14 protein-coding genes and 1 pseudogene are annotated in these 14,285 nt (G+C 44.1%); 12 read left to right on the forward strand and 3 right to left on the reverse strand.

The features are described from left to right. From kynA to FS736_RS15355, 8 genes and pseudogenes are all read left to right on the forward strand, one after another. A complete protein-coding gene (kynA, locus tag FS736_RS15320; RefSeq protein ID WP_144478799.1) occupies positions 1-834 on the forward strand; it encodes a tryptophan 2,3-dioxygenase in 834 nt (277 codons plus the stop codon). A gap of 97 nt (positions 835-931) precedes the next feature. Continuing rightward, positions 932-1,558, forward strand: a pseudogene (gene kynB, locus FS736_RS15325) (arylformamidase). 139 nt (positions 1,559-1,697) lie between these two features. Next, a complete protein-coding gene (locus FS736_RS15330) occupies positions 1,698-2,327 on the forward strand; it encodes a TetR/AcrR family transcriptional regulator (RefSeq protein ID WP_144478801.1) in 630 nt (209 codons plus the stop codon). A gap of 330 nt (positions 2,328-2,657) precedes the next feature. Then, positions 2,658-3,542 (forward strand): ABC transporter ATP-binding protein, encoded by an 885-nt coding sequence (locus FS736_RS15335; protein ID WP_144478803.1) that lies wholly within the window; start codon positions 2,658-2,660, stop codon positions 3,540-3,542. A gap of 3 nt (positions 3,543-3,545) precedes the next feature. Next, positions 3,546-4,343 carry an ABC transporter permease subunit gene (locus FS736_RS15340; RefSeq protein ID WP_144478804.1) on the forward strand — a complete coding sequence of 266 codons (798 nt, stop codon included), beginning with the start codon at positions 3,546-3,548 and terminating at the stop codon, positions 4,341-4,343. A 15-nt stretch (positions 4,344-4,358) separates the two neighbouring features. Then, on the forward strand, positions 4,359-5,156 hold the full coding sequence (locus FS736_RS15345) for an ABC transporter permease subunit (RefSeq protein WP_144478806.1): 798 nt from the start codon (positions 4,359-4,361) through the stop codon (positions 5,154-5,156). 488 nt (positions 5,157-5,644) lie between these two features. Next, positions 5,645-7,051, forward strand: coding sequence for a protoporphyrinogen oxidase (gene hemY / locus FS736_RS15350; RefSeq protein ID WP_144478808.1), 1,407 nt, complete (start codon positions 5,645-5,647; stop codon positions 7,049-7,051). A 260-nt stretch (positions 7,052-7,311) separates the two neighbouring features. Continuing rightward, positions 7,312-8,784 (forward strand): PAS domain-containing sensor histidine kinase, encoded by a 1,473-nt coding sequence (locus tag FS736_RS15355; RefSeq protein WP_144478810.1) that lies wholly within the window; start codon positions 7,312-7,314, stop codon positions 8,782-8,784. 81 nt (positions 8,785-8,865) lie between these two features. Here the strand turns inward: FS736_RS15355 and FS736_RS15360 are convergent, their stop codons facing one another. Together FS736_RS15360 and FS736_RS15365 are read right to left on the reverse strand one after the other, a co-directional pair. Further along, entirely contained in the window at positions 8,866-9,246 is a 381-nt protein-coding gene (locus FS736_RS15360) for an SET domain-containing protein (protein WP_144478812.1), read from the reverse strand. Positions 9,247-9,383: 137 nt separating this feature from the next. Continuing rightward, positions 9,384-10,193 (reverse strand): hypothetical protein, encoded by an 810-nt coding sequence (locus FS736_RS15365; protein WP_144478814.1) that lies wholly within the window; start codon positions 10,191-10,193, stop codon positions 9,384-9,386. Positions 10,194-10,344: 151 nt separating this feature from the next. On the opposite strand from FS736_RS15365, the gene FS736_RS15370 reads away from it, so the two are divergent. The 4 genes from FS736_RS15370 (at position 10,345) to cydS (ending at position 13,832) form a co-directional block, all read left to right on the forward strand. Next, entirely contained in the window at positions 10,345-11,004 is a 660-nt protein-coding gene (locus FS736_RS15370) for a phosphatase PAP2 family protein (RefSeq protein ID WP_144478816.1), read from the forward strand. A gap of 349 nt (positions 11,005-11,353) precedes the next feature. Then, positions 11,354-12,700: a cytochrome ubiquinol oxidase subunit I gene (locus tag FS736_RS15375; RefSeq protein WP_144478818.1), complete on the forward strand. Its 1,347-nt coding sequence runs from the start codon at positions 11,354-11,356 to the stop codon at positions 12,698-12,700. Next, positions 12,697-13,722, forward strand: coding sequence for a cytochrome d ubiquinol oxidase subunit II (locus tag FS736_RS15380; protein ID WP_144478820.1), 1,026 nt, complete (start codon positions 12,697-12,699; stop codon positions 13,720-13,722). Before FS736_RS15375 ends, FS736_RS15380 begins: the two co-directional genes overlap by 4 nt. 11 nt (positions 13,723-13,733) lie before the next feature. Then, the gene (gene cydS / locus FS736_RS25470) at positions 13,734-13,832 is read left to right on the forward strand and encodes a cytochrome bd oxidase small subunit CydS family protein (protein WP_395883519.1); all 99 of its coding nucleotides are present in this window, start codon (positions 13,734-13,736) and stop codon (positions 13,830-13,832) included. 49 nt (positions 13,833-13,881) lie between these two features. Here cydS and FS736_RS15385 read toward each other — a convergent pair whose 3' ends face one another. Next, complete coding sequence (locus FS736_RS15385) at positions 13,882-14,205, reverse strand: BC1872 family protein (RefSeq protein ID WP_144478822.1); 324 nt, start codon at positions 14,203-14,205, stop codon at positions 13,882-13,884. Positions 14,206-14,285: the final 80 nt, after the last annotated feature.

Raw genomic sequence — 14,285 nt, forward strand, 5'->3', positions numbered from 1 at the left:
ATGAAGGAAGAACAGAAAACTCCACACGAAATCCATACTGATTTTTCAAAAGAGTTGTCCTATGGGAGCTACCTGCAATTGGATAAAATCTTATCCAGTCAGCAGCGTTTGTCGGATCACCACGATGAAATGCTCTTCATCGTTATCCATCAGGCAAGTGAGCTGTGGATGAAGCTGATTTTACATGAAGTGAACGCGGCGATTGACTGCATCCGAAAAAATGATCTGGAGCCGTCTTTCAAGATGCTGTCTAGGGTGTCGCGGATTCAGGAACAGCTGATTCAATCATGGAGTGTGCTGTCGACGCTGACTCCGGCAGAATATATGGAGTTTCGTGACAAGCTTGGGCATTCATCCGGATTCCAATCCTATCAAAACCGGCTGATTGAATTCGCTCTTGGGCAGAAGCAGGCACATGTTTTATCCGTCTATAAGCATGATGCGGAACTGCACAAAACCATGGAGGATGCACTGCACGAACGCTCGATTTATGATGCCGCCATCCAGGCATTGTCAATGAGTGGACTTCAGATCGATGACGCCGCGCTGAACCGTGACTGGTCGCAGCCGTACGAACCAAATGCAAGCGTCGAGGAAGCGTGGCTGACGGTTTACCGCAATGTCGACCAGTACTGGGATCTTTATGAGCTTGCAGAAAAGCTTGTCGATATCGGCAGCAAGCAGCAGCTCTGGCGTTTCAACCATATGAGCACAGTCGAACGGATTATCGGCCACAAAGCTGGAACTGGTGGATCCGCCGGTGTATCCTATTTGAAAAAGGTCGTCGACCATCGGTTTTTCCCTGAGCTGTGGAGCTTGAGGACAAAACTATAGCAAGAAAAGGAGGAAGACACCCTTTCGCTTGGTAAATTGAGAACGGAAGAGGATCTGGAGTGTGAGGGGAAATCTATATTTGAAAGAAGGAAAATGTATGGGAGACTGGATTGATATTTCACAGGTTTTAAACGATAAAATTCCTGTCTGGCCTGGCGACACGCCATTTGAATATAAAGTGAGCTGGGGAATGGAAGAGAGTGGTTCGGTGAATGTTGGACAGGTGACGATGAGCACCCATACCGGCACACATATCGATGCCCCTTTTCATTTCGAAAGCGATGGAAAAAAGGTAATTGATTTAGACTTCAATCTCTATATTGGACCTGCGCTTGTAATCCATGTGGCTAAGCCAGCCAGTATCGGGCTTTAAGAGCTTGAAGAGGTGGATTTAAAGGGAGTCCAGCGCCTGCTGATCCGTACCGATGCATGGCAGGATAAAACGGCATTCCCGGAATCGATTCCGTATATTGAGCCGGAATTGGCTGCTTACCTGGCTGAGCATGGAGTAAAATTACTTGGGCTCGATCTGCCATCCGTCGACCCACTGGACAGCAAGGAACTCAGTGCGCATCATGAATTGAACAATCATGGAATCCATATCCTTGAAGGCCTGGTGCTGGACCGGATTGAACCTGGGGAATATGAGCTCGCCGCCCTGCCGCTGCCGTTGGATCAGGCAGACGGCAGCCCGGTCAGAGCTGTAATCCGGAAAATGAAATAAAAATAAAGAGACTGCCAATTTGGCGGTCTCTTTGTTTGTTTATGTCGAGAAATTTACTATGATTATCATTGACCGCAGTGGTCAATGAGGAATACAATGATATTGACCACTACGGTCAATTAACATTAAGGAGGGCAAGATGACTTCGAAATTTTTAAGGTTGAACCCCGAAAAACAGGAACGAATCCTGAACGCTGCTCTCAAGGAATTTGCCCAAAAGGGATACGAGAGCGCTTCTACGAATGAGATCGTTAAATCAGCAGGTATTTCAAAAGGACTCTTGTTTCACTATTTTAAAAATAAAAAAGAGCTTTACTTGTTCCTTTACGACCACTTTGCAGATGTTTTGTCGGAGGAATTCTTTCAGGAACTGAACTTTGCCCAACGAGATATCTTTGAGCGGCTGAAGGACCTGATGATCCTTAAAAACAGGCTGATAGCTAGGCATCCGGAGATATTCGACTTTATGATGTCTGCCTCATTGGAATCCTCGGTAGATGTAAAAGAGAGCCTGAATAACACCACCACAGAACTGATGCACGACAGCTATAGCAAACTATTCGAAAATATCGACCTTTCCCAGTTCCGTGAAGGGACGGACATCCACAGAACAATCAACATCATCATGTGGACACTCCAGGGCTTCAGTAACCAGGAACTCGAAAAAGCCAAAAGGCTGAACAAAGGAATTGATGATTTCGATGAAGCATTCCAAGAAGCAGAAGTGTATATCGATATGATGAAGAAGGCCTTTTATAGAAGCGAGTAGCGAAATATCGAATGCCGAGTAGAACAGTGCATCTGGGATTATAGGCGGATCAAGCGTAATGATAATTAGCTTAACCGTAGATAAAAACAGCCCAACCGAAAATAAAGACAGCTTAACCGTAAATAAAAATAGCCCAACCGTAAATAAAAAATGCTTAACCGTAAATAAAAACAGTCCAACCGTAAATAAAAAAGACTTAATCGTAAATATAAATAGATTTACCAAAAAAAGGTGTGCGTCCGGAGGAAAACGCTGCAACTGATCAAGAAATTCGAAAAAACAGTCCAGCAAGTGCAATATTGGAACAGAGAAATAGAGGGAGGGTCTGGCATGAACGTGATTGAGATTAAGAATCTGACGAAAATGTACGGCAAATCCAGGGGGATTGAGAATGTAAGCTTTAATGTGGAAGAAGGGGAGATTTTCGGTTTCATCGGCCCGAATGGTGCGGGAAAATCGACGACAATCCGGACATTGCTGTCACTGATCTATCCGACAAGCGGCAGCGCAACGATTTTTGGCAAGGACATCATTACAGCCGCACCTGAAATTAAGAAGGATATTGGCTACCTTCCTTCTGAAGTATTTTATTATGACAATATGAAGGTCATGGATCTGCTCAAGTACTCTGCAAGTTTTTACAAAAAGGATTGTACAGGGCGGATCAAGGAGCTTGCCGAGATCATGGAGCTGGACCTGACCAAGAAAATCGATGATCTTTCGCTTGGGAACAAAAAGAAGGTCGGCATCGTGCAGGGGCTGCTTCATGAACCGAAGCTGATCATCCTCGATGAACCGACAAGCGGCCTCGATCCGCTCATGCAGCAGAAGTTTTTCGACCTTCTTGAAAAAGAAAATAAGAAAGGCGCGACGATCCTGTTTTCTTCCCATATTCTCAGCGAGGTGCAGAGGCTGTGTGACAGGGTGGCCATCATCAAGGACGGCCGGATTGTCACGGTCGAGAAAATCAGCACGCTAAAAGAGAATACGTACAAGAAATTCAAAATAGAATCAAACGCCGCGATTAATAAAGAGCTTTTCAATATCGAAGGTGTGAACCAGCTGCAGCAGGACGGCCCTATCATCAGCTTTTTATTCAGGGGAAATGTCAATTCCATTATGAAAAAAATTGCTGAAATTGAGATTGCGAATCTCTGGGTGGAGGAGCCTGACCTTGAAGAGATCTTCATGCACTATTATGAAAAGGAGGAATAGAACATGAATATGTTCCTTCATGAACTGAAGGCCTGCCGGAAATCGACTGTCATCTGGACCTTGTCCCTGGTGGCGCTGGTGGTATTGTTTTTATCGATGTTCCCTTCCTTTTCAAAGGATGCAGAAGAGTTCAAAAAACTGCTTGAGGGATTTCCAGTAGAGTTGAGGAAAGCAATTGGATTGTCAGTGGACAGCATTGCAACATTGATCGGGTTCTTCTCGTATGCGTTCCTTTACCTGAAGCTTGCGGGCGCCATTCAGGCTATGAATCTGGGAACCTCGATTTTATCGAAGGAAACACGCGAAAAGACGGCGGACTTTCTGTTGACAAAGCCGGTGACCAGGGGGCAGGTCGTCACATCTAAACTGCTGGCTGCATTCGTTTCCCTTGTCATTACCAATATCATGTTTATCACAGCGATATTTGTGATGGCATCCATTGTCTCGGAGGACGCTTTTAACAAGGAGGCTTTATTCCTGATTGCCATTTCCCTATTCTTTCTCCAGCTGATGTTCATGGCGCTGGGAATCGTTGTTGCCGCGATGTTTCCGAGGATTAAATCGGTGATCTCAGTTTCACTCGGAACGGTTTTCGGCTTTTTCATGCTAGGGATGATCAGTTCGACAACAGATGATGAGGCATTGCGTTATTTGACGCCGTTCAATTATTTTGACGCAGCTTATACCACGCAGCATGAGGGCTATGAAACTTCTTTTCTGATAACCGCTGCCATTTTTATCATTGCCGCAATCGTTGCCAGCTATTATTTATACTCGAAAAAGGACGTCCATTCCGTTTAGGGAGGAGGGAAAATCGTGAATCTTTTTAAAAGAGAATTGAAAGCAAGCAGGAAAGCGTTAATCATCTGGTGTATCGGAGTTGTCTTTATGGTCGCCTCGGGCATGGCAAAATACACAAGCCTCGAGGGGACAGGGCAGTCGATGAATACGTTGATGGCCGATATGCCAAAATCGCTGCAGGCAATAATGGGAACTGGTTCGCTTGATTTGTCGACACCGATCGGGTATTTTGGAGTCCTGTTTCTTTACCTGGCCGTAATGGCATCCATCCATGCAGCGATGCTCGGCTCGAATATCATCGCCAAGGAAGAGAGAGACAAAACCGTAGAGTTCCTGCTCGTCAAACCGGTCTCAAGGACATGGATGATATCAGCAAAGCTATCCGCTGCGCTGGTCAATATTTTGATTTTCAATCTTGTCACCCTTGCTTCCTCTATCAGCATGGTCGGGAAATATGCGGAAGGAGAGGACGTCACTGGGGAGATTGCGATGCTGATGATCGGGATGTTCATTCTTCAGTTGATTTTCCTCGTCATCGGGACTGCTATCGCCGCTGTTTTAAAGAATGCCAAAAAAGCCACATCGCTGGCAACGGGAATCTTGCTTTTCCTGTTCATCCTGTCGATTATAATTGACTTGAATGAGAAGCTAGATGGACTGAAATTCGTGACTCCATTCAAATATTATGATGCGAAGCTTGTGCTGGAGGATGGCGGGTTTGAACCGATCTACCTGGGATTGTCAGCGCTGATATTGTTAGTGCTCACATTGGTAACTTACTTGTTTTACCGAAAAAGAGATATGAATGTGTAGATCCCGGGAAACCGGGATTTTTTTAAAAGGTGATGTGGTCGAAATATTTGGGAATGTGGTCGAAATAATTTAAAAAGTGGTCGATAAAATTGAAAATCCGCTGATATATTTCGAAATGTGGTCGAAATAATCAAAAATTCGCCAAAAAAAATGAAATCAGGTCAGTCAACAGTGCATGATTGTTCAAAACGCCAGCTTAATTCCGTTTTTCTTACGCAAAACAGATGTACATTTGACGGAAATCCGTTAATCCCGCCTCCATAATCACCTTTTCATGGACTTAAGTTCACATTTTAGTAAAAAAACTTCCATCAACGAGTCTATTTCTGGTGCTATACTTTTGTTATGTTAAAAAGTTCACATAGTGCAGGATAACATTATAAGAATCAAAACTATTTCTGGTGCTATACTTTTGTTATGTTAAAAAGTTCACATACTTACAGGGTAAAACTATAAGATAATCAAAACAAAAAGAACAGGTGAGCGATATGGACCAAAGGAAGGTTATCATCATAGGCGGAGGGATCACTGGGCTGGCGACTGCGTATTATCTCCAAAAGGAGGCAAAGGTAAAGCAGCTGCCGATCGAAGTGAAATTGATTGAGGCGAGCGGACGTCTTGGCGGTGTCATCCGTACCGAGAAGCGTGACGGCTTCATCATTGAAAGAGGGCCGGATTCCATCATAGCGCGAAAAAAGAGTGCAATGAGACTGATAGAGGAAGTAGGTCTCCAGGACAAAATCATCTCGAACACGGCGGGGAGGTCCTATATTTACGCAAGGGGCAGGCTTCATACCATGCCCGAGGGATCTTTCATGGGGATTCCTACAAAAGTCACCCCGTTTGCGTTGTCAGGGTTATTTTCATCACTGGGCAAATTGCGTGCAGCAGGGGACTTTATTTTGCCAAAAGATGCACCAAAGGCGGATCAGTCATTAGGTGCTTTTTTCCGCCGCCGGCTTGGTGATGAGGTTGTTGATAACCTGATTGATCCTTTATTATCGGGGATTTACGCAGGCGATATAGATGAGCTCAGCCTGATGGCTTTGTTCCCAAATTTTTATGAAATCGAACAGAAGCATCGAAGCCTGGTGATCGGCTTGAATAAATCGATGCCTAAGCCTCCGAAAACAGCCAAGAAGCCTGGTTCTAAAAAAGGGATGTTCATTTCATTGTCAACAGGTTTGGAGGAATTGGTCCATCAGGTTGAAAAGCGTCTAGACGAAGGATCAGTCTTGAAGGAAAGAGCTGTTAAAAAGGTTGAGAAGACAGGCGAGGTCTATAAAGTCCATCTCGAATCTGGAGAATTGGAAACAGCAGACAGTGTAGTGATTGCGACAGATCATTTCCACGCCCAGCACATGCTGTCAGAATATCCATTCATGGAACCGTTCAAACACATGCCTGCCAATTCTGTGGCAAATGTAGCGATGGCATTCCCGAAATCGGCGATCGAAAAAGATATCGACGGAACAGGATTCCTGGTCTCGAGAAACAGTGATTTCCGGATCACAGCATGTACATGGACACATAAAAAATGGCCCGGCACATCGCCTGACGATATGGCGCTCCTCCGCTGCTATGTCGGGAAGCCGGATGACCAGGAAGCTGTTAATCTATCAGATGACGAAATCATCGAATTGGTTTTAAGAGATTTGAATAAAACGATGAACATTACCGCAAAGCCGGAATTCACTGTTGTGACCAGATGGAGTAAAGCAATGCCGCAATATACTGTGGGTCATCTCGAGAGAATCGCAAAGGTAAAATCGGAGCTTGAAAAAGAGCTTCCAGGCATCTGCCTTGCAGGTGGTTCTTTTGAGGGTGTCGGGATTCCGGGATGTATTGACCAGGCAGAAGCTGCTGTGGCAAAAGTGTTAGAATATCTCAAATGAATGGAATTCAAGCCGCTCCTTATAAGGGATAGCGGCTTCTTTATTTTTAACGGTCTGTTAAAGCTAATGCTATTTTTACACCTGTTGATTGTAGCGGAAAGCGAAGCGCCTGGAACGAAAATCAACAGCCTTGTTTAACAGAGCCTTGCTCTAAAAAAGAAGATTAAATACTCCTTTTGAAAAATCATAACTTTCTGTAAAATAGAGTTATAAGGATAATAAAATAGAGTTATAAGGATAATAGGTTTGGAGAGATCTCTATGCGTAACAATTTTCCGATATTTGGTCAGGATGATACAACTATCTATAATCCGGATGAACTACTAAGTTTATTCCTGGATTGTACGGCTGACGGGTTTGCAATTGTAGATATGGAGAACCGTTTTTTGAGGATCAATCATATGTACACAGAGATTTTCGGTTATACAGAAGAAGATTTGATAGGCAGGACCTTTCATGAGTTTTCGAATCCGGAGGTTGTACAAGAGATCATTTCCGAAGTCAAAAACGGAAAAGCATTTACCAATATGATAACGAAGCGATTCCATAAAGATGGATCATTACTCGATATTGCCGTCTCTTACTCCCCCTTCCGTAATAAGCAGGGCGAGATTATTGCCATCATCGCGATTTACCGAGATATTACTAAATTGGTAAGTATGGAGAATGAATTACACCGAACACGGGAACTGTACGAGCTGATCACCGAGAATACGACTGACATGATTCTGGTGATTAATAAAGATAAATTGATTCTGTATGCTTCACCCTCCCATGAAAAAGTGATCAGCTTGAAACCAGAGCAAATTGTAGGCAAAAGTCTGGGTGAATTTTTGACACCAGAGGAAGATGCTGTTCTGGATCTTAAGCTTAAGGAGATACTCGAAACTGGAGAACCGCAGATTTTACGGAAGAAGTTCATCACTTGTGACCTGGAATCCGTTTATACAGAATATAGCTTCTCGCCAATCTATAATGAAAAAAAGGAGATAGACTCCTTTGTCAGTGTCGGCCGGAATATAACAGACCGGGTCAAGCATGATGCCTCCATCCGAAATTTGGACAGGCTGTCTGTCACCGGTCAACTGGCAGCGGGTGTGGCTCATGAAATCCGCAATCCGCTGACAGCGTTGAAGGGGTTTTCAAAATTGCTGCAGACATGTCTTGATAAGGAGAAGCAGGAAGGTTACCTGGCAATTATCATGAACGAGCTGGACAGGATTGATATGATTGTAAATGAGTTTATGTCACTAGCTAAACCGCAGGCAATCCAATATGTTAAAGAAGATTTGAAATCGATTTTGGACAGCACGATCAATATCATCCATCCGCAGGGGATGATGCACAATGTCCAAATCATCCCTACTTATCCAGATGAAAGAATCATGCTTTCCTGCAATCCACATCAGCTGAAACAAGTATTTTTGAACTTTATGAAAAATGCGATTGAATCCATGCCAAATGGCGGGAATGTCGTGATCGACCTGCAAAAGAAGGTGAAGGGAAAAGTGCTTATCAGCATTTCGGATGAGGGAACAGGAATCGAGCCTGACCGCCTTCGTTATCTTGGATCTCCGTTTTATACGACGAAGGACAAAGGCATCGGACTTGGACTGACGGTGAGCAATAAAATCATTCAGGAGCATGATGGAACCATGAAAATTGTAAGTGAAATAGGCCAGGGGACGAATGTCATTGTTGAACTTGAATGTTTAGAAGACGACATCACTTAGTCTTTTTTAAAAGAAGCGGCTTCCTAATGGGAGCCGCTTTTCTTACGAGATAAGACAGTATTAAATCACTTTGAGCTTTTCTTATTTCTCTTCATTGAACCAGAGTGGGTCGTTGTTATCGACTTCGCCATTATAGTTGATGACAATCTCTTCGCCGGCTTTGATGTCACGATACGCATAGAAATCAAAAGTATGATTGTCAAAATTGATTTCATAGATTGCGTTAGGCTCATAGGAGTGGTTGAAAAGCATGCCGTAGCCCAACAGAATGGCTGAATGATTGATCCCGTATTCAAAGGCATAATCGGCCAATGCTGTTTTCTCGATGTGTACATGCTGGTCGTTCGGATAGGAGAGAACAGGGGCTTCGTGTATCAGTTCACCCTTTGCTATATTTCTCTTGGCGAATACGCCTCTATTGAACTCACCATCGCTTATTTCAGAATTCTTTATTTCAATCATTTTTTTCACCTGTGTTTTATGACTTTTAAATCTGTTCTTTAAAGCATGACGGTTATTTGCCATAATTGCAAACTAATTTTTCCCTGTCCCGCGCAAACAGGTGATAAAACCCATTCCGTCCATTCTGAATAGTAAAGCTATTTTTTAATGATTTTTGAAGGATTATTGATCTTGTATCCTACCGAAACATCAAGAAGCATCGACTCGTCTTCCACGTCCTTTCCTTTGGGAAGGCTCTTCTTGACGATCTTGCCGTTGAATTCAAGCTCCTGTCCGGGCTCCAGTTCGAGTTTTTTCAGTGTTTTGCTGTGTGAGCCCCATGCAAGGCCAACCTCGATTAGTTCTTCCTGGTCGATTCGGACGTCTTCGAACACAATGACTTCATCATTGTCCTCATTGAAGTGATTCCAGCTCAACGCGAACTGCTTCACTTTCGCGGTAAAATGGACTTTATCTTCTGGGAGCACCAATTTAGGGGCCTTTTCTTTTTTTGTTTTAGCAGGCTTATCTGCCGAAGCTTTCGCTGTTTTTTCCGTTTTAGCCTCCGCTGGTGGAGCTGTTGTTTCTGCTGCTGCCAGTTCAGGATTTTCCATACTCTCCGATTTCGTTTTAGGCTCGTCCCCGGTCTGTTCAATAATTTCCTTGCCGAAATTGGAGGATTGCATTTCCTTCAAATATGCAGGATGGATGCATGTCAGCCTGCCATCTGGAAATTCAACGACAAGCGTATTGTATTCAGTTGTTTCACCGAAAACTTCATAACCTTTTATCGTAACAAGACAATGCTGGAATCTGTCTTTGTACCAAAATTCTTTCTTTGTGCTCAATCCCCATTCCTTGACCTTCTCAAGATAATGAGCTTCATTTTCAAACGTCTCATACATTCCTTTAGGCGGGATATACTGCGTTAAATGCGATTGTTTAGAACCTGTAACTGAATTTGCCATTCGCCCACTTCCTTTCAAGTCTATTTTACCTTCCCCGCAAGAAGAAAAAAAGTTTCCCCCCTTGTCGTTCTGTCTATTTGTCTTTTGAAAATCTGAATAAGGGGAATAGTAAAGGATGCAGAACATGGAAGGAAACAGGAGGAACAAGGACATGAAGTTTAATTTGCAGTTATCCATAGCGTTTTTCGGTTCATTATTCCTATTTATTTTGCTCTCTTTTCTTGTTAGAGCTGATTATCTAATGGCCTTTGATCGCCATGTCATCTCATTCATCCAGGGACTGGAATCCCCCTGGCTAACTAGCATCATGAAGTTTTTTACTTATATCGGAACCATCCGGTTTATTGCTGTTCTGACAATCCTCCTTTTTATTTTGATGTTCTATGTATTAAGATTCAGGCTTGAAGTACTCGTTTTCCTGGCAGTGGTCTTTTGCACACCAATCCTGAACAGATTGCTGAAATTATTTTTCCAACGGGCACGCCCGGATTTTCACAGGTTGATTGAGATTGGCGGGTACAGTTTTCCGAGCGGGCATGCTATGAATGCATTCTCTTTTTATAGTATCATGGCCTTCCTGCTGTGGCGCCATGTCCAAGGCCGTATTGGCAGAATGGCTGTGATTCTTGCAAGCAGCTTCATGATTCTCTCGATTGGAGTGAGCAGGGTTTATCTTGGCGTCCACTATCCTAGTGACATTGTCGGGGGGTTCCTTGCCAGCAGCCTCTGGGTTGCTGCAGTGATTTGGCTTTTTCAGCGATATAAGGATCGGCAATTTTACGTACAGCGCAGGAAAGAGCCGTCAGCTTGAGCCCGCTGTTAAGAACAGGCCGTTAAAAAGTCCCAGTCTAACCAGATTATTATTTTCCTAACGATATATGGCAGGTCCAATCGTTTTAACTATTGGGCTAAGGGGAATAAGGAATGAAGGAGACTACATATCATATTTTTCTCACATCTATCCTGTATAAATAGGTGGAAGGGACTTATTTTTCTGAGTTATGTGATTAAATGAACAAACTTAGCGAGCGGGGTGACAATTACCATATGTATAAAAAGCAAGAACGAGTGCTGATGTGGGTAGCGTTTATTGTAGCGGCGATTATGGGACTGTCCTTTATCGGCCGTATAATTGCCGGATAGAAAAGGGGGATTGAAGGATGGGAAATGAAGAATCTGTTTTTTTCAGCCGAGTGTTGACTGAGCTTACTTTATCTTTCCACATTATTTATGCCACCATTGGCGTCGGGATTCCGTTGATGATCATGATTGCTCAGTGGCTGGGAATCAAGAAGCAGGATGAACATTATATTTTGCTGGCCAGGAGGTGGACGCGCGGCTTTGTGATTACGGTTGCGGTTGGCGTTGTGACCGGGACGGCGATTGGATTGCAGCTATCGTTGCTATGGCCGAACTTTATGGAACTTGCGGGTAATGTCATTGCCCTGCCGCTTTTTATGGAAACATTTGCGTTTTTCTTTGAAGCGATTTTCCTGGGCATTTATCTATATACATGGGACAGGTTTGAGAATCAGAAGAAACACTTGCTGCTTCTTATTCCAGTTGCGATTGGAGCATCTTTTTCGGCTGTATTCATCACCATCGTGAATGCCTTTATGAATGCCCCGCAAGGCTTTGATCTTGTTGATGGTCAGCTGGTCAATATCAATCCGATCCTGGCGATGTTCAATCCAGCCATGCCGACAAAGGTGGCCCATGTGCTTGCCACTGCGTATATGACTTCGGCATTTCTCCTTGCTTCCATCGGGGCTTACAGGCTGCTTAAGGGATCGGATCATATCTATCATAAAAAAGCAGTATTTTTGACAATGAAAATCGGTTTGATTTTTTCGATTGCCGCAGCGGTGATTGGTGACTTTTCCGGGAAATATTTAGCCGAGTACCAGCCAGAAAAGCTGGCAGCCGCGGAATGGCATTTTGAGACCCATGAAGGTGCACCGTTAATGCTCTATGGCGTTCTCGATGATGGCGAGATTAAATACGCTCTTAAGATTCCATATGCGCTTAGTATTTTGGCACACAGTAATCCGAATGCGGAAGTGATTGGTCTAAATGAGTTTCCTGAGGACGAAACCCCGCCGCTTTACATCCACTATCTATTCGATGGGATGGTTACGATCGGCATATGGGTGACGGTGCTCTCACTTATGTATGTTGTCGGTGTCTGGATGAAATGGAGTTTTATCCGGACCAGGTGGTATCGATGGCTCATTGTCCTTGGAGGCCCGTTATCGATGCTTGCGATCGAGCTGGGCTGGTGGTTCGCCGAGGTTGGGAGGCAGCCGTGGATCCTGAGGGGAATCATGAAGGTTGACGAAGCAGCGACGACAAGCGGACAGGTCGATATGATGCTGCTGATGTTCGCCGGTTTATACTTGGTGCTTGCCGTAGGAAGCATCGTGGTTTTAACAAGGATGTTCCGGAAGAATCCTGTTGAACAAGAACTGGCAGACAGGGAAGCTGAAAAGGAAGGTGAGTTGCGATGACACTTGAGATAATTGGGATTACTGTTCTATGGCTGTTTCTTTTTGGCTATGTCATCGTCGCTTCCATCGATTTCGGGGCAGGATTCTTCAATGCATACAGCCTTTTCCGGGGAAAGCAGCATATCCTGACCCGGATCATCCAGCGGTATTTGTCGCCGGTATGGGAAGTGACAAATGTATTCCTGGTGTTTTTCTTTGTCGGAATGGTCGGATTCTTTCCTAAAACGGCGTATTACTACGGAACCATCCTGCTTGTTCCTGCCAGTATCGCAATCGTCCTGCTGGCGATTCGGGGATCCTATTATGCTTTTACGACTTATGGCGGTTTGAAGCACAAAAGATATTCGTATTTATACGGATTATCAGGTTTGTTCATCCCGGCCTCACTGTCGATTGTGCTGACGATTTCAGAGGGCGGCTTTGTCACAGAAACGGCTTCGGGTATTAATCTGGATTACTGGGCGCTGTTTACCAGTCCGCTGACATGGAGCATCGTTGTCCTCAGTCTGGCAGCGGTACTCTATATTTCAGCTGTATTTTTAACATGGTACGCCCATAAAGCTCAGGATGAACCGGCCACAGAGCTGCTTCGGAAATATGCTTTAATTTGGTCGGTGCCGGCCATTGTGAGCGCAACAGGAATCATCGTCGAACTTAAGGACCACAATCCGGAGCATTACACCCGGCTCGTTGATTTATGGTGGCTGTTTGCAATTTCCTTCATCTTGTTTGCGGGAACTGTTTACTTGCTTGGAAAACGCAAATCATATGGAGTCGCATTCGGGTTGTTAACAGGTCAATTCCTGATTGCATTTTTTGCTTATGGCATTTCGCATTATCCCTATCTGCTTTATCCTTTTCTCAAGCTTTATGACAGCTTCACAAATGAAGCGATGGCAATCGCTCTCATTATTGCCTTTATAGCGGGGCTTGGTTTGCTGCTCCCTTCACTGTATTTATTGCTGAGGCTGTTTCTGTTCAATAAAGATTATGTTCAGGGTAAACGGGATGACCATGCATAGGAGGGTGGAAAATGGCTGAATTCACAATGTTCTACGCTCCCTTCATTATCATCATTGCCTCAATTGCCGCTGCATTCTGGCTGGCAGGTAAGGATGAAAAAGTGGAGTGATTGAAAAAAGAGCTGCCGTCCATCAAAGGAGGCAGCTCAGTTTTATTTATTATGATAATTTCCGCCACAGTGTTGCGCTCGCCACGACCGAGTCATTTTCAATGATGGCATAGGCAGCATTTGTAATCGCTTCAGGCAGGTTTTCACCCGTCCCTCTGAATTGATTGAAAGCAGCCTCTGAACCCCCATTTGATGAAAAGGCATAGCCCAGCTTCTCCAGTCTTTCGACAATCAGCATTGCATGCAGAAGATTCTGCTCTGGCTGGAATTCAGAGTCATTGATGAAAACACCTTTTTCATAATCAAACCAGCGGTCCCATCTGTTCAGCTTCCAGCCTAAAATCCTTCGCGCAATTGCATCCGTTTTTGTCATGTTTCTTCCTCTCTTTCTGAATATTGTTATATAACAGATTATTTTAATTGAATTATATTACATAACAGGGATTTTAGGCA

It is taken from the genome of Cytobacillus oceanisediminis 2691 (assembly GCF_007678455.1).
GTDB classification, from domain to species: domain Bacteria; phylum Bacillota; class Bacilli; order Bacillales; family Cytobacillaceae; genus Mesobacillus; species Mesobacillus oceanisediminis_A.